This window comes from Pseudomonas sp. 21 (assembly GCF_000955805.1).
GTDB lineage: Bacteria > Pseudomonadota > Gammaproteobacteria > Pseudomonadales > Pseudomonadaceae > Pseudomonas.
The window spans coordinates 226037-245802 of the sequence record NZ_JYOA01000004.1; the positions used below are offsets into that span (position 1 = coordinate 226037).

Sequence of the window (19766 nt, forward strand, 5' to 3'; positions counted from 1 at the left end):
CTCCTGATGTCAGTCGGCGAAGACTATCACACCGGGCCGGCAAGACCGAGCCAAAGGCTGTAGCGGGAAGCTTCCAGGTATTTTCCTGCTTCCGTGGCATTTCTGCAGGAGCGAGCTTGCGCGCGAAGCGCTTGATGCCTCGTCGTCCAGGCCGGTTCGCGAGCCAGCTCGCTCCTACAAGATCATGCTGAACATTGGCGTGAAGCCGCACAGTTCGAAGGATGTCTAGCGACCCAACGAAGCTCACCCACGGGGGTGGTGCTGCGCATGCAGGTCCTGCAGGCGAGCGCGGGCAATGTGCGTATAGATCTGCGTGGTAGAGAGGTCGCTGTGGCCCAGCAGCATCTGCACCACGCGCAGGTCGGCGCCGTGGTTGAGCAGATGGGTGGCGAAGGCGTGGCGCAAGGTGTGTGGCGACAGGCTCTTGCCGATCCCGGCAACCTTCGCGTGGAGCTTGATCCGGTGCCAGAAGGTCTGCCGGGTCATCTGCTCGCCACGCAGGCTGGGGAACAGCACGTCGCTGGGCCGCCCGGCCAGCAGGTCGCCGCGCGCCTCACGCACGTAGCGCTCGATCCAGCGGATCGCCTCCTCGCCCAGCGGCACCAGGCGCTCCTTGCTGCCCTTGCCGAGCACGCGCACCACTCCCTGGCGCAGGTTCACCTGCTCCAGGGTCAGGCCGACCAGTTCGCTCACGCGCAGCCCGCAGGCGTAGAGCACCTCCAGCATGGTGCGGTCGCGCAGGCCCAGCGGGTCATCGGTCTCAGGCGCCGCCAGCAGTGCCTCCACATCCGCCTCGGACAGCGACTTGGGCAGCGGCTTGCCCAATTGCGGCAGGTCCACCAGCAGCGTCGGGTCCTCGGCGATCAGGCCTTCGCGCAGGCAATAACGGTAGAAGCCCCGCAGGCCAGAGAGAAAGCGTGCGGTGGAGCGGGCCTTGTAGCCCTCGCCCAGGCGCCAGGCCAGGTGATCGAGGATCACGTCGCGACCAGCCGCCTCCAGCACCACGCCGCGCTGGTCCAGCCAGCCATTGAACAGGGCGAGATCGCTCCCATACGCACTGCGGGTGTTGTCGGAGAGCCCCTTCTCCAGCCAGAGGGCATCGAGGAAGCGGTCGATCAGGGGATGAGCAATCGGAGTCATTTCAAGCCAGTACAAAGGAAAAAGCGGCGCCGGTAGTCTTTCATAGACACCACCCCCCTAACCACTGCGACACAACCTCGGACGGTCCATGGACGAACACAGCACCTACTACGCCTTCGCCGGTATCGGCATCGCCGCCCTCATCAGCCAATGGCTGGCCTGGCGCCTGCGCCTGCCGGCGATTCTCTTCCTGCTGCTGAGCGGCATCCTGGTCGGCCCGGTCCTGCACGTGCTGTCACCCGAGGCCCTGTTCGGCCCGCTGTTGTTCCCCGTGGTTTCCCTGGCGGTCGCGCTGGTGCTGTTCGAGGGCAGCCTGACGCTACACCTGGATGAGTGGAAGGAAATCGGCACCGTCGTACGCCGCATGGTGACCATCGGCGCCCTGGTCACCTGGGGCGTGATCGCCCTGGCGACCCACTACCTGCTGGACTTCACCTGGGAAATGGCGCTCCTGTTCGGCACCCTGACCCTGGTCACCGGGCCCACGGTGATCGTACCCATGCTGCGAGTGGTGCGCCCCAACGCCACCATCGCCAACATCCTGCGCTGGGAAGGCATCGTCATCGACCCCATCGGCGCCATCCTCGCCGTGGTGGTCTACACCTTCATCGCCGCAAGCGACGCAGGCTCGGGCTGGACGGACAGCCTGCTGACCTTCATCAGCGTGATCGGCTGCGGCATCCTCTTCGGCCTGCTTGGCGGCCAGGCGCTGGGCGTCGCGCTGCGCCGCCACTGGCTGCCGGACTACTTGCACAACCTGGCCTCCCTGTCGGTCGTCCTCGGCGTATTCGTGCTGTCCAACACCGTGATGTCCGAGTCAGGCCTGCTCGCCGTCACCGTGATGGGCTTGCGCATGGCCAACATGCAGGGCGTCGATGTGCGGCACATCCTGCACTTCAAGGAGAACCTCAGCGTCCTGCTGATCTCCGGTCTTTTCGTGCTGCTCGCCGCTCGCCTCGATTTGCCCGCCCTGCTCGGACTGGGGCCGATCGCTCTGCTGGTACTGCTGCTGATCCAGTTCGTCGCCCGGCCTCTTAACGTGCTGATCGCCACCGCCGGCTCGTCGCTGAACTGGCGCGAACGGGCGCTACTGAGCTGGATCGCACCACGGGGAATCGTTGCCGCAGCGGTCTCGGCGATCTTTGCCATCCGCCTGCAGGAGGCCGGCCACGCCCAGGCCGGCGTGCTGGTGCCGCTCACCTTCCTGGTGATCATTGGCACCGTGATCCTGCAGAGCGCCACGGCGCGGCCGCTGGCGCGCCTGCTGAAGGTGGCCGAGCCGGTGCCTACCGGCTTCCTGATCATCGGCGCCAACCCGGTAGCCCGCGCCATCGGCACCGGCCTGCAGAACGCCGGCGTGGAGGTACTGCTCACCGACTCGAGCTGGGAGAACACCCGCGCCGCGCGCATGGACAACCTGCCCACCTACTTCGGCAATCCGGCCTCGCAGCACGCCGAGGCGCACCTTGACCTGATCGGCCTGGGTCGCCTGCTGGCCCTGTCGCCCAACGCCGAGCTGAACGCGCTGATGTGCATGAGCTTCCGCCACGAGTTCAACCCACGCCAGCGCTTCATCCTGCCCAGCAGCCAGGACAGCCGCCGCAGCGAGAAGCATCGGGTCAGCGACCGTCATCGTGGCCGCCCGCTGGGCCAGTCGGCGATCACCTATCCACAGATGGCCGGGCTGATCGCACGCGGCGCGGAGATCCGCTCGACGCTGCTCAGCGAGAATTTCGGCTGGGAGCACTACCAGGCCCTGCACGAAGGCCGCGCGCTACTGCTGTTCGCCAAGGACCCGAACGGCCGCCTGCATATCGCCACCCCGGAACGCCCACTGGCGCCCGATACCGGCTGGACGGTGATTTCGCTCATCGAGGAGACGCCTGGAAACACAGCGAGTACGAACGAAACGGCTCGGGCCGTAACAACCTGACGACCGGCCATGTCTGCCTATCTTAAGACTGGTGACAGAATGTGTCCGAAAGACAATGATTGCACCACGCCATCATAGCGCCCCACGAAGCCCACGCCATGCCCAGTCAACAGAACTCCCGTCTCGGCCAGATCCTTGTCAGCAAGGGCCTGATCACTTCCCACCAGCTGGATAAGGCCATCCAGCTCCAGCTCACCAACGGACTGCGCCTGGGCGAAACCCTGATCCAGCAGGGCTGGATCAGCGAGCGCCAGCTCGGCCGCGCGCTGAAGAAGCAGAACAACCTGCGCCTGGCAGCGACACTGGTCGCCGCCCTGCTCAGCCCGTTCCAGCTGGCCAGCGCCGATGTGCAGCGCCAGGCGCCAACGAGCATTACCCGCCACGAAGCGCCCAAGGGCCTCAAGCCGCTGAGCGACCGCGAGATGAGCGACGTCAGTGCCCAGGGGTTCGACGACACGCTGCAGAGCCTGCTGGTGAGCGCCGAGAGCGGCGATGGCGTCGGCGCCATCAAGCAGCTGTCGCGCCTGGTGATGCCGGTGGTCGACAGCCTCGATGCCGAGACCTCGCTGCATGATGTGCAGTACGACACCGCGCACGCCTCCTCGTCCCTCAACCCCGATGGCTCGATCAACGTGCGCCTGCCCAGCTCCATCGGCGAGGTGCGCTTCGACAACATTCGTGTCGCCGGAGCACCCAAGACCCAGAGCATGGGCAGCCTCAGCCTGCAGAACATCGACCTGTCCCAGGCCTCGCTGAAGATCAGCCTGCGCCACTGAGGCGTTCTCTTTGCAGGAGCGAGTTTGCACGCGAACAGCCCAGCGCCGAATTGGCCGGCGAAAAGCTTCGCGAGCGAGCTCGCTCCTACAGAAAGCGGATAGGCATGAAGCAAGAAGGCGCCCTCGGGCGCCTTCTTGCGTTTCAGGCCTCGAAGCCGGGCAGGACCGCCACCGGGCGCTTTTCGTCGTCGATGGCGACGAAGCTGAACAGCCCATGGATGGCCTTCTCGCGGCCGTCGGCGGACATGCTCTCGACGAACACTTCCACCTCGACCTTGAGGCTGGTGTTGCCAACCTTCACCACCCGGCCGATCAGCTCGACGATGGAGCCGGCGGGAATCGGGTGCTTGAAGTCGATGCGGTCGGTGGACACGGTCACCAGCGGCAGGCGGCAGAAGCGCGTCGCGGCGATGAACGAGACTTCATCCATCCAGGCCAGCGCGGTGCCGCCGAACAGGGTGTTGTGGTGGTTGGTGGTGGGCGGGAAGATCGCCTTGGTCACGCGGGTTTCGGAAAGCTCCGTACGGCGGAGGATTTCCTGCTCTCTGAGGCTCATGCCACTGCTACCTGATGCAATGAGTGTGGCTGCCGGTGCTGCGGGTGTTGTGCTTCTAATGCGCTGCCGGGGCAGATGAAGGCGCCGGACCCAAGGTCAAAAACGCCAGGCAAGAAAAAAGCAGCCCGTGGGCTGCTTTTTTCGGAAACAACCGGCGAATTAGGCCAGTTTTTCCTTGATACGAGCTGCCTTGCCGGACAGTTCGCGGAGGTAGTACAGCTTGGCCTTGCGCACGTCGCCGCGACGCTTGACGCTGACGCTGTCAACCAGCGGGCTGTAGGTCTGGAAGGTACGCTCGACGCCTACGCCGTTGGAGATCTTGCGAACGGTGAAAGCGCTGTTCAGGCCGCGGTTACGCTTGCCGATCACGACGCCTTCGAAGGCCTGCAGACGCTGACGGTCGCCTTCCTTCACTTTAACCTGGACGATTACGGTGTCGCCGGGGGCGAACGCCGGAATCTCTTTGCTCATCTGTTCAGCTTCGATCTGCTGAATGATCTTGTTGGTCATTTCGTGCTCCTAAGACAAGCGCTCGGCGCTCGCCATCGATACGTTAACTATCGTTCCGCTGGCGGATGTATTCCTCCAGCAGCTTTTTCTCTTCTCCAGAAAGCGAGCGGCAATCCAGAAGATCGGCACGTCGTTCCCAGGTCCTGCCTAAGGACTGCTGCAAACGCCAGCGCCGGATGTGTTCGTGGTTGCCGCTGAGCAGCACCTCCGGAACACGTTTGTCTGCGTACACCTCGGGTCGGGTGTAGTGCGGACAGTCGAGCAGGCCATCCGTGAAGGAGTCCTCCTCGGCGGAGTCCACGTGGCCCAGTGCACCGGGCAACAACCGCGTGACCGCGTCAATCAGCACCATGGCCGGAAGCTCACCCCCGGACAGGACATAATCGCCAACTGACCATTCCTCATCGACATGCTCTTCAATGAAGCGCTCGTCGATGCCTTCGTAACGCCCGGCGATCAGGATCAGTCGTTCCTCGTTCGCCAGTTCTTTCACGGCCGCCTGCGTGAGCTTGCGACCTTGCGGCGAGAGGTAGATCACCTTCACCGGTCCGCCTGCGGCTTGCCGGGCATCGCCCAGTGCGCCTTCGAGCGGCTTGATTTTCATCACCATGCCGGGACCACCGCCGAAAGGCCTGTCGTCCACCGTCTGGTGACGGTCCTCGGTGTTGCTTCGCGGGTTGAAGCACTGAAGCTGGATCAGCTCCTGCTTGACCGCGCGACTCGTGATGCCATAGTCGCTGATGGCGCGAAACATCTCCGGAAAGATGCTGATTACTCCTATCCACATGGGTTAGAAGTCCGCGTCCCAGTCCACCCGCATCTCGCCAGCTTCCAGGTCTACCGACTGCACGCACTGATCCGTATACGGGAGCAGGCGTTCACGGTCGTCCAGGCTGCCTGCGCAGGGCTTGACTACCATCACATCGTTGGCGCCGGTCTCCAGCATGTGGTCGAGAATCCCGAACAGTTGCCCGTTCTGGTCGATCACCTTGAGACCTTCCAACTGACTCCAGTAGAACTCGCCATCGTCCAGCACCGGCAGCTCGCTGCGCGGGACCAGGATTTCGAATTCAGCGAAGGTGCGGGCGATCTCGCGATCATCCAGTCCCTTCAGCTTCGCGACCAGGACATTGCCCTGCACGCGACCTTGGACCAGTTCAGCCTGTCGAACTTCGTTGCCACGCTTGAGCGTCCAGCGGCGATAGTCCAGCAGGTTGTCCAACGGATCGGTAAAGGAATACACCTTCACCTCACCACGAATACCGTGCACCGATACGATCTTGCCGAGAACAACCATCTCCTCGGCGGGAGCAGGATTCGTGTTCATTGATCTCAGGCAGCCTTGGCGGCGTCCTTGATCAGCTGAGCAACACGCTCAGAGGGTTGAGCGCCTTGGCTCAGCCAGTAGTTCAGACGCTCCTGGTTGACCGAGAACTTGACTTCGGCGCCAGTGGCGACAGGGTTGAAGAAGCCGACGCGCTCGACGAAACGGCCGTCACGAGCGTTGCGGCTGTTGGTCACGGTCAGGTGATAGAACGGGCGCTTCTTGGAGCCGCCACGAGCCAGACGAATGGTTACCATGCGTACGTTGTTCCTATGGTTTGCTTGCAAAAAAGAAATGCAGCCCTCGGGCACATAGCCCGAAAGGCCGCATATTCTATGAGCTAAAGCCCCGCGCCGCAAGCCGCAGCGCGTCCGGCCCGCCGGGCGGCGAGCCGTCTGGCCTCACATCTTGGGCATGCCGCCGGGGAACATGCTCCCCATGCCGCGCATCATCTTGGCCATGCCGCCCTTGGCGGTGACCTTCTTCATCATCTTCTGCATCTGCTTGTGCTGCTTGATGAGGCGACCAACGTCCTGCACCTGGGTACCCGAACCCATGGCGATGCGGCGCTTGCGCGAGCCGCTGATCACTTCCGGATCACGGCGCTCGGCAGGGGTCATGGAGTTGATGATCGCCTCCATCTGCTTGAACTGCTTCTCCGCCGCGTTCTGCGCGTTGCCCATCTGCGACAGGTTGACGCCGCCGAGCATCGGCAGTTTGTCCATGAGGCTGCCCAGGCCGCCCATGTTCTTCATCTGTTGCAGCTGATCGCGGAAGTCTTCCAGGTCGAAGCCCTTGCCCTTCTTGATCTTCTTCGCGAGTTTCTCGGCCTTCTCGCGATCCATGCTCTGCTCGGCCTGCTCGATCAGGCTGAGCACGTCACCCATGCCAAGGATGCGCGAGGCCACGCGGTCGGGGTGGAACGGATCGAGCGCTTCGCTCTTCTCGCCCATGCCGAGGAACTTGATCGGCTTGCCGGTGATGGCGCGCACGGACAGCGCGGCACCGCCACGGGCGTCGCCGTCGACCTTGGTCAGCACCACGCCGGTCAGCGGCAGCGCGTCATTGAAGGCCTTGGCGGTGTTGGCGGCGTCCTGGCCGGTCATGGCGTCGACCACGAACAGGGTTTCCACCGGCCTGATCGCCGCGTGGACCTGCTTGATCTCGTCCATCATGTCGGCGTCGATGTGCAGACGGCCGGCGGTGTCGACGATGACCACGTCGATGAACTTCAGCTTGGCTTCGCGGATCGCCGCTTCGGCGATCGCTACCGGCTTCTGGCTGGTATCGGACGGGAAGAAGGTCACGTCCAGGTCTTTGGCCAGGGTTTCCAATTGCTTGATCGCCGCCGGACGGTAGACGTCGGCAGACACCAGCAACACGGATTTCTTCTTGCGCTCCTTGAGGAAGCGCGCCAGCTTGCCGGCGGTAGTGGTCTTGCCCGCGCCCTGCAGGCCGGCCATCAGGATGACCGCCGGCGGGGCTGCGTTCAGGTCGAGGTCCTCGTTGGCCGCGCCCATCAGCTCGACCAGTTCGGCCTGGACGATCTTCACGAAGGCCTGGCCCGGGGTCAGGCTCTTGGAAACTTCGGTGCCGACCGCGCGATCCTTGATCTTGGCGACGAAGTCCTTGACCACCGGCAGGGCCACGTCGGCTTCCAGCAGGGCCATCCGCACTTCGCGGAGCGTGTCCTTGATGTTGTCCTCGGTCAGCTTGGCCTTGCCGGTGACGTGGCGCAGCGTTTGCGAGAGGCGATCTGTAAGGTTTTCGAACATGCGCGTTCCTAATCAGCCCGGTCGGGCCTGGGTTTGGCTTGTCAGCAAGCCGCCGATTATAACGAAGTGCAGCCAACGCCAACACCGCCGATGATCCCGATGTGACGGAGCGCTTCGCAGGCCAGAAGCGAACTGTTCTCAGCGGCTTTCTAGGCGCGGGCGATCTGTGCCAAACTCAGCACCTTTCGGGTCCCCCGTCGAAGGACTGTTCCAAGGACTTATGCAACCTCTGCTGCCCAGCCTGATCGCCGCCGTCCTTTATATCGGCACAACCGTCTACCAGGGCGCAAGCCTGGCCCGCCGCACCCCGCCGCAGAAACCGCTGCTCCTCCTGCTGGGCCTCGTCGCCCTGCTCTGCCAGGCCTACAGCCTGAGCCAGGAGCTGCTGACGCCCGCGGGCCTGGCACTGGACTTCTTCAACGCCGCCAGCCTGATCTCCGCCGCGGTCACCGCCCTGACCCTGCTGGCCTGCCTGCGCATCCCGGTGCAGAACCTGCTGCTCTTCCTTTATCCGCTCGGCGCGCTGACCACCCTGCTGGCCTTGCTGATGCCCCACGGCACCATCGAGCCGATCAACGAGCAGCCCGGCATCCTCGCCCACATCCTGCTGTCGATCCTCGCCTATGGCCTGCTGACCATCGCCGTGGTCCAGGCGCTGCTCCTGCTGGTGCAGGATCATCAGCTCAAGCACAAGCACCCGTCGGGCCTGATCCGCAACTTCCCGCCGCTGCAGACCATGGAAAGCCTGCTGTTCGGCTTCCTCTGGGGCGGCTGGTCGCTGCTTTCGCTGTCGCTGATCTCCGGCTGGCTGTTCGTCGATAACCTCTTCGCCCAGCACCTGGCGCACAAGACCATCCTCTCCTGCTTCGCCTGGGTGGTATTCGGCGTACTGCTGTGGGGCCGCCACCAGCTCGGCTGGCGTGGCCACAAGGCGATCCGCTGGACCCTTGCGGGTTTCTGCCTGCTGATGCTGGCCTACTTCGGCAGCAAGCTGGTCAAGGAATTCATCCTGCACATCTGACGCTTACGGCGGCGCCCGAGCACCGCTGAAGGACCTGCGCGCATGGAAGAGATCCACCCCGGCTACCTGATCGGCCTGCTGGTCTTCCTGATCCTCTGCTCGGCGTTCTTCTCCAGCGTCGAGACCGGCATGCTCAGCCTCGACCGCTACCGCCTGCGCCACCTGTCCAAGAAGGGCAACCGCGGCGCACGGCGCACCAGCTGGCTGCTGCTGCGCACCGACCGGCTGCTGGGCACCATCCTGATCGGCAACAACTTCGTCAACATCATCGCCTCGTCCCTGGCGACCCTGCTGGCCCTGCGCCTGTGGGGCGAGGCCGGCGTGGCCGTCGCCACCGTGGTGCTGACGCTGATCCTGCTGATCTTCGGCGAGATCACCCCCAAGACCTACGCCGCCCTGCGCCCCGAGCGCGTGGCCTTCCCCGCCAGCCTGCCGCTGATCTGGATGCAGAAGCTGTTCAGCCCCTTGCTCTGGCTGATGACCGGCATCAGCAACCTCCTGCTGCGCCTGGGCGGCCTCGACCCGACCCAGCGCGGCAACAAGCCGCTGAGCAATGACGAGCTGCGCAGCGTGGTCACCGACTCCAGCGAGAAGCTCACCCACAACCGCCAGGACATGCTGCTGAGCATCCTCGACCTGGAAAAGATCACGGTGAACGACCTGATGGTGCCGCGCAACGAAGTCCAGGGCATCGACCTGGACGACGAGCTGGAAACCATCATCGGCCAGCTGCGCAACACCACCCACACCCGCTTGCCGGTGTTCCGCAATGACATCAACCAGGTCGAGGGCGTGGTGCACATGCGCCAGATCGCCCGCCTGCTGACCCACAACCAGCTGACCAAGGACAGCCTCAAGGCCGCGTGCCTGGAGCCCTACTTCGTGCCCGAGAGCACACCGCTGTCGACCCAGCTGATCAACTTCCAGAAGCAGAAGCGACGCATCGGCATCGTCGTCGACGAGTACGGCGAGGTGATCGGCATCATCACCCTGGAAGACATCCTCGAAGAAATCGTCGGCGAGTTCAGCAACCAGAACACCCTGCGCAACCCGGACATCCATCCCCAGGCCGACGGCACCTACGTCATCGACGGCTCGGCCAACCTGCGCGACGTCAACCGCGCCCTGGGCTGGCAACTGCCCAGCGACGGGCCCAAGACCCTCAACGGCCTGGTCACCGAAGCGCTGGAGCAGATCCCCGACTGCGCGGTGTGCCTGAAGATCGGCCGCTACCGCCTGGAAATCCTCCAGTCGGGCGAAAACCGGGTGAAAAGTGTGCGCGCGTGGCTGCCTGGCGCTCCGCCAAGAGAGCCTTACACCGACGAGCTTGCCTGAGCCGCCCCGCCCGCCCCTATAATCCGGACGGCTTACCCAGCCTCCCGCCTGTGCCCGCCGCTATCCGCGACGCCGTGCCGGCCAGTCAATCGCACGCCCCGCCGAGCCTCGACCCGCGTCGTTGCCTTGCGAAGCAGCCGGCCTCGCCCTGACCCGCCGCGAGCCGCGCCCACCCTGCCCCGATCCCGGGCCGCGCTCGCACTCGCGCCATGGCGATGCCTCCTATGACGCTGGACATGACCAGAGAGTCGTCGCCAGCCGTGACTGCCAGGGATATTCCCCGTATGACCAGCGCCACCCTCGAAGCCGCACAGCCGGCCGAACAGACCAACTCCACCACCCGCGTCGCGGTGGCCAGCTTCATCGGCACCGCCATCGAGTTCTACGATTTCTACGTCTACGCCACCGCCGCCGCGCTGGTGATCGGCCCGGTATTCTTCCCGCAGACCTCAGGCACCGCCCAGGCGCTCAGCGCCTTCATCACCTTCGGTATCGCCTTCCTTGCCCGTCCGCTGGGCTCGGCGCTGTTCGGCCACTTCGGCGACCGCATCGGGCGCAAATCCACCCTGGTGGCCTCGCTGCTGCTGATGGGCATCTCCACCACCCTGATCGGCCTGCTGCCGGGCTACGACAGCATTGGCGCCTGGGCGCCGATCCTGCTCTGCGTGCTGCGCTTCGGCCAGGGCCTTGGACTGGGTGGCGAATGGGGCGGCGCCGCGCTGCTGGCCACGGAGAACGCGCCAAAGGGCCGCCGCGCCTGGTTCGGCATGTTCCCGCAGATGGGCCCGTCGATCGGCTTTCTCGCCGCCAACGGCCTGTTCCTCTGCCTGGCCATGCTGCTCAGCGAAGAGCAGTTCCGCGCCTGGGGCTGGCGCATCCCCTTCGTGCTCAGCGCCGTGCTGGTCATCGTTGGCCTGTACGTACGCCTGAAGCTGGTGGAAACCCCGGTGTTCGCCAAGGCCATGGAACGCCACGAGCGTTCCAGCCTGCCGATCGCCGAGCTGTTCGCCAAGCACTGGCGGCCGACCCTGCTGGGCGCCCTGGCGATGGTGGTGTGCTACGCGCTCTTCTATATCTCCACGGTGTTCTCGCTGAGCTACGGCGTCAGCACCCTGGGTTACAGCCGTGAGGACTTCCTCGGCCTGCTGTGCATCGCCGTGCTCTTCATGGCCGCCGCCACGCCGGTCTCCGCCTGGTTGAGCGACCGCTTCGGGCGCAAGCCGGTGCTGATCGTCGGCACCCTCGCGGCCATCGCCTCGGGCTTCGCCATGGAGCCGCTGCTCAGCCAGGGTTCGTCGGTGGAAGTGGCGGTGTTCCTGTCGCTGGAACTGTTCCTCATGGGCGTGACCTTCGCCCCCATGGGCGCACTGCTGCCGGAACTGTTCCCCACCCACGTGCGCTATACCGGCGCTTCGGCGGCCTACAACCTGGGCGGCATCCTCGGCGCCTCGGTGGCGCCGTACATCGCGCAGAAGCTGGTGGGAATGGGCGGATTGAGCTGGGTGGGTGGTTACGTTTCGGTCGCGGCGGCGCTCAGCCTGCTGGCGGTGCTGTGCCTGCGCGAGACGCGCGGGGATGACCTCAACGATATCCGCTGAGGTCAAATCCTGTAGGAACGAGCTCGCTCGCGAACGCTCTGCACCGGTCGTCTCAGTGTGAAGCGGGTTCGCGAGCAAGCTCGCTCCTACAAAAGGGCGTCAGCGCTGGGACACCAGCCACTGCGCGAGATGCTCGCCCCACACCTGATAACCCAGCGCCGAGGGGTGATAGCCATCGATGGCAAGGAACTGCGGCTGCATCTCCAGGCTGACGCCGCAATACCCTGCCCCCTGCGCCAGCGCCAGGCTGCTGAGCTGTCGATCCAGCAGCGCTGCGCGCCAGCCGAGCAGCTGGCGCAACAACCAGGGGAGCGCCGTGAAATGCTGCAACGGCGGCACAGCCGTGCAGACGACCCGTGCACCGCAACCACGGAAGTGCGCGATCAACTGCCCAAGGCCCCCCAGCCAACGCTGGCCGGAGCTGAAATGCGTGGTGTCGTTGACGCCGAAGACCAGCGCCACCAGCTCGTAATCCTGATCAGTCGCCAGCGGCAGGAGGCGCTCGCAGGCCTCTGCGGCGGTAATGCCGTTCTCCCCGACCGCGCGCCAGGCAACGGGGCGCTCCAGGTGGCTCGATAGCGCCAGCGCCAGCCGCCCGGCCAGGGCAAAGTCCAGGCAGGACGCACCAACGCCGGCGACCGTGGATTCACCCAGCAGGAGAAGACGAAAAGGTTCGCCCGGAAACTCTGCGCCCGCAACGCCTTCGCAGACGCCCGCGGCAGGAGCCAGGCGCAAGGCCGTGCGCCGGGTACGCACGGCCATGGGCAGGGCCAGCGGCAGCAGCGGCAATGCCGCCGCCCACCACATCAGCCCCGCCCAGCGGCTCACAGCTCGACTTTGACCGCCTGGGCCGAACGGGTGGCCTTGGCGCGGGCGGCATCGATCGACTCGTCGCGCGCCAGGGCTACGCCCATGCGGCGCTGGCCATCCACCTCCGGCTTGCCGAACAGGCGCAGCGCGGTATCAGGCTCGCTCAGCGCGGCGCCGAGGTTGCCGAAGGAAACCTGCTGCGACTTGCCTTCCACCAGGATCACCGCCGAAGCGGAATCGCCCAACTGGCGGATCACCGGGATCGGCAGACCGAGGATGGCGCGGGCGTGCAGGGCAAATTCGGAGAGGTCCTGGGAGATCAGGGTGACCAGGCCGGTGTCGTGCGGGCGTGGCGAGACTTCGCTGAACCACACCTCGTCACCTTTGACGAACAGCTCCACGCCGAACAGGCCGCGGCCGCCCAGCGCTTCGGTGACCGCCCTGGCCACGCGCTCGGACTCGGCCAGCGCCTTCGGGCTCATCGCCTGGGGTTGCCAGGACTCGTGGTAGTCGCCCTTCACCTGGCGGTGGCCGATGGGCGCGCAGAAGGTAGTGCCGCCAATATGGCGCACGGTCAGCAGGGTGATCTCGTAGTCGAAGTCGATGAAGCCCTCGACGATGACCCGGCCCTTGCCGGCGCGGCCGCCTTCCTGGGCGTAGTCCCAGGCGGTCTTCAGGTCGGCGTCGGACTTGAGCACGCTCTGGCCCTTGCCCGAGGAACTCATGATCGGCTTCACCACGCACGGGTAGCCCACGGCGGCGACGCCAGCGGCGTAGTCCTCATAGGTGTCGGCAAAGTGGTAGGGCGAGGTCGGCAGGCCCAGCTCTTCGGCGGCCAGGCGACGGATGCCCTCGCGGTTCATGGTCAGCTGAGCGGCACGGGCGGTGGGGATGACGGTGTAGCCTTCGCTCTCCAGCTCGACCAGGGTCGCGGTGGCGATGGCTTCGATCTCCGGCACGATGTAGTGCGGCTTCTCCTGCTCGATCACCGCACGCAGGGCGACACCGTCGAGCATGCTGATCACGTGGCTGCGGTGCGCGACCTGCATGGCCGGCGCGTTCTCGTAGCGGTCGACGGCGATGACTTCGCAGCCCAGGCGCTGCAGCTCGATCGCCACTTCCTTGCCCAGCTCGCCGGAGCCACAGAGCAGTACGCGGGTCGCGCTCGGCGACAGGGGAGTTCCAATACAGGGCATTGCGGGAAACCTCAGGACGGGAAAGTTCGAAACGGGGAAGCTCTCGGGCGTGCAGGCTCTAGACCAGCACGCCCTGCTCGCGGGCGCGCTGTTCGCAACGCAGGAGCACCTCGCGGCGCTCGGCGTTGTCCATCAGGCCCCAGCGAGTGATTTCGGCGGCGCTGCGCTGGCAGCCCAGACAGATGTCGGCATCGTCCAGCGCGCAGACGTGCACGCAGGGCGAGGCGACGGGACGTTCTTCAGTCATCTTCCTGCTCGGCCAGATCGCGGGCGTAGCGCTGGGCGTTGTGGACGTAATGGGCGGCGCTGGCTTCGAGCATCTTCTTCTGCGGCTCGGTCAGCTCGCGCACCACCTTGCCGGGGGAGCCCATGACCAGGGAGCCGTCGGGGATTTCCTTGCCCTCGGGGATCAGCGCGTTGGCGCCGATGATGCAGTACTTGCCGATCTTCGCGCCGTTGAGGATGACCGCGTTGATACCGATGAGGCTGTAGTCGCCCACCTGGCAGCCATGCAGCATGGCGTTGTGGCCGATGGTCACGCCCTTGCCCAGGGTCAGCGGGAAGCCCATGTCGGTGTGCATGACGGTGCCGTCCTGCACGTTGCTGTGCTCGCCGATGTGGATCAGCTCGTTGTCGCCGCGCAGCACAGCGTTGAACCACACGCTGGCGCCGGCGTCGAGGCGCACCTTGCCGACCACCGTGGCGTTGGGGGCGATCCAGCTTTCCGGATGGGTTTCGACTCGGGACGAGCCCAGGCGGTACTTCATGGGTTTCTCCTCAGGCGGGTGCCGCTCTTTATTATCGGGTCTCAGCTCAGCTTGATGAACTTCGACGGCGGCTGGTGCAGGTCGATGCGGGCGTCGTACAGCAGGTTCAGCAACTCGACCAGCATGATCGCGGACAGGCCCCAGATCTTGTAGCCCTCGAACAGGTAGCTCGGGACGTACCAGCTGCGGCCGAAATAATCGATGCGGTGGGTGGTTTCCCGCGGGTCACCGCGGAAGAACTCCAGCGGCACCTTGAACACGGCATCGATCTCGCCGTCGTTGGGACGGTACTCCACGAAATCGGGGACGAAGCCGACGAATGGCTTGACCAGGATACCGTGCCTCGACACCAGGGTACTCAATGGCCCGACGACCTCCACCAGTCCCGGTGGCAGGGCGATCTCCTCCTGGGCCTCACGCAGGGCGGTGTGGATCAGGTCCACGTCCTCCGGGTCGCGGCGCCCACCGGGGAAGGCAACTTCCCCGCCATGGGTCGAAAGCCCGGTCGCGCGCAGGGTGAGCACAAGCTCTTCCTGGGGAGTGATGGGGAGCAGGACCGCCGCTTCCGGGAAGCTGTGGTCCGTTTCAAGGTCGCTTGGCGTGTGCGTCTGTATGCGTTGGCGCAGCTGGTCCAGCATGCCGAACATCCTGCGGGGGCCGATTCTTCTAATGGAACGATCATGGCACGAAAGACGCCCCTGCCCAACCCCCGCCCCTTGCTGGGCGCACCGCGCAACGCGCAAGATTGTTCCATTCAATAACAAGGAAGCAGCATGAAATTCTGCAGCCAGTGCGGCGCCAGCGTGAGCCTGCGCATCCCCAGCGGCGACAACCGCCCGCGCTTCGTCTGCGACCAGTGCCAGACCGTGCATTACCAGAACCCGCGTATCGTCGCCGGCTGCCTGCCGGTCTGGGAGGGGAAAATCCTCCTCTGCCGCCGCGCCATTCAGCCGCGCCAGGGTTTCTGGACACTGCCAGCGGGCTTCATGGAGAACGGCGAGACACTGGAACAGGCCGCCGCCCGCGAAACCCTCGAAGAGGCCAATGCCCGGGTCCGCGGCCTGCAGCTTTATACGGTCTTTGATCTTCCGCATATCAGCCAGGTTTATATCTTCTTCCGCGCGGAACTGGCCGACCTGGACTTCTGTGCCGGCGAGGAAAGCCTGGAAGTGCAACTCTTCGAAGAATCCGACATTCCGTGGGACGAGCTGGCTTTCCCCACCGTGGGCCGTACCTTAGAATATTTCCTGGCGGATCGGATCGTTCAGAACTTCCCGATACGCAATGAAGGGATTCTCCCAATGCTCGCACAGAAAAAGAACTAATAAGCTCATTTACCGCCTCTAAGGCTTTAGGAACTACCGGGGAACACCACTCGATGCGCTGGTTGATTGCCGTACTTTGTCTGACCTTCGCAGCGTTCTCGCATGCCAACGCGACGCCCACGCTCGACGGTCACATCGACAAGATTCTCGTGCTCAAGTCCGAGCGCAAACTGCACCTCATGAGCAACGGCAAAGTGCTCAAGAGCTACCGCGTGTCCCTGGGCAAGCGCCCGCAGGGCCCGAAGCTGGCCGAGGGCGACAACCGCACGCCGGAGGGCTTCTACTGGGTCGACTGGCGCAAGACCAGCGACAAGTACAACCTCTCCATGCACATCTCCTACCCCAACGCCCGCGATGTGGCCAAGGCGCGGGAAAAGAGCCTGCAGCCGGGCGGCATGATCATGATCCACGGCACGCCGATGGATGACGACTACCCCGAGTGGTACTTCTCGACCCTGGACTGGACCAACGGCTGCATCGCCATGACCAATGCCGACATGCGCGAGGTCTGGAGCCTGGTCAAGGACGGCACACTGATCGAGATCCGCCCCTGACGCGACCACACTGATACCAGTGTTCGTCCAAAACGCCGCCACGGCCCTGCCCTGGCGGCGTTCTACGTTGCGCGCCCGGAACAGCCTCCGACCTCAGCAAGCCTTCCTACACCGACGCTGCAGACTTTTCGCCGATTGCGACGAGGGTTGCACTTCGTCGGCTGACGCCTGGCAACCGGCCTGGTGACATTGACGTGGTATCTAAGTGGTATTAGCGTAAATTCCACTACCTCGCCAACGAGCCGACCATGCCCCGCCAGCCCACCCAGATCAGCGCCGAGCAACGCCTGCAGGCCCTGCGACCGGACGTGACCCTGTCCACCCCGCTCTATCTGCAACTGGCCCGCAGCCTGGAGAGCGCCATCCACGCCGGCCACTGGCGCGCCGAGGAAGCCCTGCCTTCCGAGCGCCACCTCAGCGAGTACCTCGGCCTGTCACGGGTCACCGCGCGCAAGGCACTGGAGGTCCTGCTCGAGCAAGGGCTGGTGCACCGCATCCAGGGCTCCGGCACCTTCATCACCCCGCGCCTGGAGCAGCCGCTGTCGCGCCTCTCCAGCTTCAGCGAAATGCTTCGCCTCAAGGGCTTCACCCCCAGCTCCACCTGGCTGGAGCGCGAGATCAGCTTGCCGACCCATGAGGAAGTGATCCGCCTGGGCCTGTCGCCCACCGAGAAAGTCGTGCGCATGAAGCGCCTGCGAAAGGCCGACGGCGTGGTCATGGCCATCGAGCAAAGCAGCCTGCCGGCGCGCCTGATGGGCGACCCGACGGCGGTCGGCGACTCCCTCTACGCCCACCTGGACGCCATCGGCCGCCCGGTGGTCCGCGCCCTGCAACACGTGCAGGCGGTCAACGCATCGGCCGAGGAAGCCGCGCTGGTGGGCATCCGGCCCGGCACCGCGATGCTGCTGATGACCCGTATCGGTTACCTCGAAGACAACACCGCCATCGAGCTCACCGACACCTACTGCCGCAACGACTACTACGACTTCGTCGCCGAACTGCGGCGCTGATCCGGGACGACACCCATGCTCGAAGGCAACATCCTCACCCCCCAGGGCTGGATCGTCGGCCAGCTGCACCTGCACGCAGGCCGCATCCAGCGTATCGAAGGTTCGCTCGGCGATCCGTCGCACAACGACCTGCCCTACCTGCTGCCCGGTTTCATCGACCTGCACGTCCACGGCGGCGGCGGCCACGACATCATGGAAGGCGCCAGCGCCTTTGCCGCCATTGCCCGCACGCACCTGCGCTTCGGCACCACCTCGCTGCTCGCCACCACCATGACGGCGCCGCGCGACGAGATCGCCGGCGTGCTCGGTGCGCTGGGCGACTACTGCCAGGCGCCACGCGGCAAGGCCGCACGCGTGCTGGGCGTGCACCTGGAAGGCCCGTTCATCAACTCCGGCAAGCTCGGTGCACAACCCAACTTCGCCCATGCCGCGGTACTGGACGAAGTGGACGAGTTCCTGCGCCTGGCACCGATCCGGGTCATCACCATTGCCCCGGAAATCGCCGGCCACCTGCCGCTGATCAGCGCTCTGGTCGAGCGCGGCGTGCGCCTTCAGATCGGCCACACGCTGGGCAGCTACGAGGACGGCGTGGCCGCCATGGAAGCCGGTGCCACCAGCTTCACCCACCTGTACAACGCCATGACCGGCCTGCACCACCGCGAACCCGGCATGGTCGGTGCCGCATTGGCCCACGCGCAGTTCGCCGAGCTGATCCCCGACCTGCTGCACGTGCACCCCGGCGCGATCAAGGTCGCCCTGCGCTCGATCCCGTGCCTGTACTGCGTGACCGACTCCACCGCCGCAGCCGGCATGCCCGACGGTGAATACAAGCTGGGCCGCCACACCGTCACCAAGTGCCTGGGCGGCGTGCGCCTGCCCGACGGCACCCTGGCCGGCAGCACGCTGACCATGGACCAGGCGCTGCGCAACCTGGTGAAGATCGGCCTGCCTATCGCCGAGGCCTCCCAGCGCCTGTCGCAGTTCCCCGCCGACTACCTGGGCATCGCCGAGCGTGGCCGCCTCACCCCCGGAGCCTGGGCCGACATCGCGCGCCTGGACCGTTCCCTGACCCTCGAGACCGCCTGGGTCGAAGGAGACCAGTTTGACCTCGCTGATGCTTGAAGAAGCGCTGTCCGCTGCCGACGTGGTCGCGCGCCAGCTCACCGTACTGGACAGCAGCCTGCCGGACCTGGGCGAGCGCCTGCGCGCCATCGCGCCGAGGCTGGCGATGACCGTCGCCCGAGGCAGCTCCGACCACGCCGCCAGCTACTTCGCCTACCTGACCATGCAGCACGCCGGCCTGCCGGTGGCCTCGCTGCCGATGTCGGTGGTGACCCTGCGCCAGGCGCCGCTGCAGGTGGACGGTCAGGTCGCGTTCGCCTTTTCCCAGTCCGGCCAGAGCCCGGACCTGGTCGACACCCTGAGCCGCCTGCGCGAGCGCGGCGCCCTCAGCGTCGCCCTGGTGAATGCCGAGAACTCTCCGCTGCAAGCTGCCGCCGAGTTCACCGTGCCGCTGTGCGCCGGCCCCGAACGCAGTGTCGCCGCCACCAAGAGCTTCATCGCCACCCTCTGCGCCGCCACCCGCCTGCTGGCGCATTGGCAACGCGACCAGGCCCTGCTCGAAGCGGGAGTCGGGCTTTGCGCCGACCTGCGGCGCGCCGCAGCCCTGGACTGGACGCCGGCCATCCACGCCCTGCGCGACTGTGAGCGGCTAATGGTGATCGGCCGCGGCACCGGCTTCGCCGTGGCCCAGGAGGCCGCACTGAAATTCAAGGAAACCTCGGCGATCCAGGCCGAGGCCTTCAGCAGCGCCGAAGTCCGCCACGGCCCGATGGCCCTGGTGGACGAGCACTATCCGCTGCTCATCCTCGCCCCACGCGGCCCCGAGCAGGCCGGCCTGCTGGCCCTCAGCGAGGACATGCGCCAGCGCGGCGCGCGCGTCCTGCTGGCCGCCCCGGACGATGTCGCCGGGCGTGACCTGCCGCTCGCCACCGCCGCCCACCCGGCGCTGGACCCGATCCTGGCGATCCAGAGTTTCTACGTCATGGCCGCCGGCTTGTCCGAAGCACGCGGCATGAACCCGGACCAGCCGCGGCACCTGAGCAAGGTCACCCGCACCCACTGAGCGCAGCCACC

22 protein-coding genes are annotated in these 19766 nt (G+C 65.6%); 10 read left to right on the plus strand and 12 right to left on the minus strand.

Features of this window, described 5'->3' with window-relative positions; translation table 11 throughout:
- Positions 1-243: 243 nt before the first annotated feature.
- The gene (xerD, locus tag UB43_RS10705; RefSeq protein ID WP_045210459.1) at positions 244-1140 is read right to left on the minus strand and encodes a site-specific tyrosine recombinase XerD; all 897 of its coding nucleotides are present in this window, start codon (positions 1138-1140) and stop codon (positions 244-246) included.
- Positions 1141-1228: 88 nt separating this feature from the next.
- Here xerD and UB43_RS10710 point away from each other — a divergent pair, with 88 nt between their 5' ends.
- Together UB43_RS10710 and UB43_RS10715 are read left to right on the plus strand one after the other, a co-directional pair.
- Positions 1229-3073 (plus strand): sodium:proton antiporter, encoded by a 1845-nt coding sequence (locus UB43_RS10710; RefSeq protein WP_045210460.1) that lies wholly within the window; start codon positions 1229-1231, stop codon positions 3071-3073.
- Between the two features lie 98 nt (positions 3074-3171).
- Positions 3172-3849 carry a hypothetical protein gene (locus tag UB43_RS10715; protein ID WP_045210461.1) on the plus strand — a complete coding sequence of 226 codons (678 nt, stop codon included), beginning with the start codon at positions 3172-3174 and terminating at the stop codon, positions 3847-3849.
- 142 nt (positions 3850-3991) lie between these two features.
- On the opposite strand, the gene UB43_RS10720 is transcribed toward UB43_RS10715, so the two are convergent.
- From UB43_RS10720 to ffh, 6 genes are all read right to left on the minus strand, one after another.
- Complete coding sequence (locus UB43_RS10720; RefSeq protein WP_045210462.1) at positions 3992-4405, minus strand: acyl-CoA thioesterase; 414 nt, start codon at positions 4403-4405, stop codon at positions 3992-3994.
- 159 nt (positions 4406-4564) lie between these two features.
- Entirely contained in the window at positions 4565-4915 is a 351-nt protein-coding gene (rplS, locus tag UB43_RS10725) for a 50S ribosomal protein L19 (protein WP_045210463.1), read from the minus strand.
- Positions 4916-4958: 43 nt separating this feature from the next.
- Positions 4959-5702, minus strand: a complete 744-nt coding sequence (gene trmD, locus UB43_RS10730) for a tRNA (guanosine(37)-N1)-methyltransferase TrmD (protein WP_024766884.1) — start codon at positions 5700-5702, stop codon at positions 4959-4961.
- Positions 5703-5705: 3 nt separating this feature from the next.
- Complete coding sequence (rimM, locus tag UB43_RS10735) at positions 5706-6242, minus strand: ribosome maturation factor RimM (RefSeq protein WP_045210464.1); 537 nt, start codon at positions 6240-6242, stop codon at positions 5706-5708.
- Between the two features lie 5 nt (positions 6243-6247).
- Positions 6248-6496 carry a 30S ribosomal protein S16 gene (gene rpsP / locus UB43_RS10740; RefSeq protein WP_017522237.1) on the minus strand — a complete coding sequence of 83 codons (249 nt, stop codon included), beginning with the start codon at positions 6494-6496 and terminating at the stop codon, positions 6248-6250.
- Between the two features lie 144 nt (positions 6497-6640).
- Entirely contained in the window at positions 6641-8014 is a 1374-nt protein-coding gene (gene ffh / locus UB43_RS10745; protein WP_045210465.1) for a signal recognition particle protein, read from the minus strand.
- A 220-nt stretch (positions 8015-8234) separates the two neighbouring features.
- On the opposite strand from ffh, the gene UB43_RS10750 reads away from it, so the two are divergent.
- The 3 genes from UB43_RS10750 (at position 8235) to UB43_RS10760 (ending at position 11968) form a co-directional block, all read left to right on the plus strand.
- On the plus strand, positions 8235-9035 hold the full coding sequence (locus UB43_RS10750) for an inner membrane protein YpjD (RefSeq protein ID WP_045210466.1): 801 nt from the start codon (positions 8235-8237) through the stop codon (positions 9033-9035).
- Positions 9036-9077: 42 nt separating this feature from the next.
- Positions 9078-10370 (plus strand): HlyC/CorC family transporter, encoded by a 1293-nt coding sequence (locus UB43_RS10755; protein WP_045210467.1) that lies wholly within the window; start codon positions 9078-9080, stop codon positions 10368-10370.
- Between the two features lie 284 nt (positions 10371-10654).
- Positions 10655-11968: an MFS transporter gene (locus UB43_RS10760; RefSeq protein ID WP_045210468.1), complete on the plus strand. Its 1314-nt coding sequence runs from the start codon at positions 10655-10657 to the stop codon at positions 11966-11968.
- Between the two features lie 99 nt (positions 11969-12067).
- Here the strand turns inward: UB43_RS10760 and UB43_RS10765 are convergent, their stop codons facing one another.
- From UB43_RS10765 to UB43_RS10785, 5 genes are read right to left on the minus strand one after another with little or no spacing between them, the layout of a single operon-like run.
- Complete coding sequence (locus UB43_RS10765) at positions 12068-12796, minus strand: SGNH/GDSL hydrolase family protein (protein ID WP_045210469.1); 729 nt, start codon at positions 12794-12796, stop codon at positions 12068-12070.
- Entirely contained in the window at positions 12793-13974 is a 1182-nt protein-coding gene (gene purT / locus UB43_RS10770; protein WP_045210470.1) for a formate-dependent phosphoribosylglycinamide formyltransferase, read from the minus strand. Before purT ends, UB43_RS10765 begins: the two co-directional genes overlap by 4 nt.
- A gap of 58 nt (positions 13975-14032) precedes the next feature.
- Positions 14033-14221: a DUF1289 domain-containing protein gene (locus tag UB43_RS10775; protein ID WP_045210471.1), complete on the minus strand. Its 189-nt coding sequence runs from the start codon at positions 14219-14221 to the stop codon at positions 14033-14035.
- Positions 14214-14741 carry a gamma carbonic anhydrase family protein gene (locus UB43_RS10780; protein WP_045210472.1) on the minus strand — a complete coding sequence of 176 codons (528 nt, stop codon included), beginning with the start codon at positions 14739-14741 and terminating at the stop codon, positions 14214-14216. Before UB43_RS10780 ends, UB43_RS10775 begins: the two co-directional genes overlap by 8 nt.
- A 41-nt stretch (positions 14742-14782) precedes the next feature.
- The gene (locus tag UB43_RS10785; protein ID WP_045211286.1) at positions 14783-15379 is read right to left on the minus strand and encodes a CoA pyrophosphatase; all 597 of its coding nucleotides are present in this window, start codon (positions 15377-15379) and stop codon (positions 14783-14785) included.
- 135 nt (positions 15380-15514) lie between these two features.
- Here UB43_RS10785 and UB43_RS10790 point away from each other — a divergent pair, with 135 nt between their 5' ends.
- From UB43_RS10790 to UB43_RS10810, 5 genes are all read left to right on the plus strand, one after another.
- Entirely contained in the window at positions 15515-16066 is a 552-nt protein-coding gene (locus UB43_RS10790; RefSeq protein WP_045210473.1) for an NUDIX hydrolase, read from the plus strand.
- A gap of 53 nt (positions 16067-16119) precedes the next feature.
- Positions 16120-16620 carry a murein L,D-transpeptidase family protein gene (locus tag UB43_RS10795; RefSeq protein WP_045210474.1) on the plus strand — a complete coding sequence of 167 codons (501 nt, stop codon included), beginning with the start codon at positions 16120-16122 and terminating at the stop codon, positions 16618-16620.
- Between the two features lie 248 nt (positions 16621-16868).
- Positions 16869-17630: a GntR family transcriptional regulator gene (locus UB43_RS10800; protein ID WP_045210475.1), complete on the plus strand. Its 762-nt coding sequence runs from the start codon at positions 16869-16871 to the stop codon at positions 17628-17630.
- Between the two features lie 15 nt (positions 17631-17645).
- Complete coding sequence (nagA, locus tag UB43_RS10805) at positions 17646-18752, plus strand: N-acetylglucosamine-6-phosphate deacetylase (RefSeq protein ID WP_045210476.1); 1107 nt, start codon at positions 17646-17648, stop codon at positions 18750-18752.
- Positions 18733-19755, plus strand: coding sequence for an SIS domain-containing protein (locus tag UB43_RS10810; RefSeq protein ID WP_156160394.1), 1023 nt, complete (start codon positions 18733-18735; stop codon positions 19753-19755). The genes nagA and UB43_RS10810 overlap by 20 nt, the downstream gene beginning before the upstream one ends.
- Positions 19756-19766: the final 11 nt, after the last annotated feature.

Bases quoted from the DNA above. Each gene is read 5' to 3' on its own strand.
- xerD (WP_045210459.1), bottom strand. From the start codon at position 1,140: ATGACTCCGATTGCTCATCCCCTGATCGACCGCTTCCTCGATGCCCTC.
- UB43_RS10710 (WP_045210460.1), top strand. From the start codon at position 1,229: ATGGACGAACACAGCACCTACTACGCCTTCGCCGGTATCGGCATCGCC.
- UB43_RS10715 (WP_045210461.1), top strand. From the start codon at position 3,172: ATGCCCAGTCAACAGAACTCCCGTCTCGGCCAGATCCTTGTCAGCAAG.
- UB43_RS10720 (WP_045210462.1), bottom strand. From the start codon at position 4,405: ATGAGCCTCAGAGAGCAGGAAATCCTCCGCCGTACGGAGCTTTCCGAA.
- rplS (WP_045210463.1), bottom strand. From the start codon at position 4,915: ATGACCAACAAGATCATTCAGCAGATCGAAGCTGAACAGATGAGCAAA.
- trmD (WP_024766884.1), bottom strand. From the start codon at position 5,702: ATGTGGATAGGAGTAATCAGCATCTTTCCGGAGATGTTTCGCGCCATC.
- rimM (WP_045210464.1), bottom strand. From the start codon at position 6,242: ATGAACACGAATCCTGCTCCCGCCGAGGAGATGGTTGTTCTCGGCAAG.
- rpsP (WP_017522237.1), bottom strand. From the start codon at position 6,496: ATGGTAACCATTCGTCTGGCTCGTGGCGGCTCCAAGAAGCGCCCGTTC.
- ffh (WP_045210465.1), bottom strand. From the start codon at position 8,014: ATGTTCGAAAACCTTACAGATCGCCTCTCGCAAACGCTGCGCCACGTC.
- UB43_RS10750 (WP_045210466.1), top strand. From the start codon at position 8,235: ATGCAACCTCTGCTGCCCAGCCTGATCGCCGCCGTCCTTTATATCGGC.
- UB43_RS10755 (WP_045210467.1), top strand. From the start codon at position 9,078: ATGGAAGAGATCCACCCCGGCTACCTGATCGGCCTGCTGGTCTTCCTG.
- UB43_RS10760 (WP_045210468.1), top strand. From the start codon at position 10,655: ATGACCAGCGCCACCCTCGAAGCCGCACAGCCGGCCGAACAGACCAAC.
- purT (WP_045210470.1), bottom strand. From the start codon at position 13,974: ATGCCCTGTATTGGAACTCCCCTGTCGCCGAGCGCGACCCGCGTACTG.
- UB43_RS10775 (WP_045210471.1), bottom strand. From the start codon at position 14,221: ATGACTGAAGAACGTCCCGTCGCCTCGCCCTGCGTGCACGTCTGCGCG.
- UB43_RS10780 (WP_045210472.1), bottom strand. From the start codon at position 14,741: ATGAAGTACCGCCTGGGCTCGTCCCGAGTCGAAACCCATCCGGAAAGC.
- UB43_RS10785 (WP_045211286.1), bottom strand. From the start codon at position 15,379: ATGCTGGACCAGCTGCGCCAACGCATACAGACGCACACGCCAAGCGAC.
- UB43_RS10790 (WP_045210473.1), top strand. From the start codon at position 15,515: ATGAAATTCTGCAGCCAGTGCGGCGCCAGCGTGAGCCTGCGCATCCCC.
- UB43_RS10795 (WP_045210474.1), top strand. From the start codon at position 16,120: ATGCGCTGGTTGATTGCCGTACTTTGTCTGACCTTCGCAGCGTTCTCG.
- UB43_RS10800 (WP_045210475.1), top strand. From the start codon at position 16,869: ATGCCCCGCCAGCCCACCCAGATCAGCGCCGAGCAACGCCTGCAGGCC.
- nagA (WP_045210476.1), top strand. From the start codon at position 17,646: ATGCTCGAAGGCAACATCCTCACCCCCCAGGGCTGGATCGTCGGCCAG.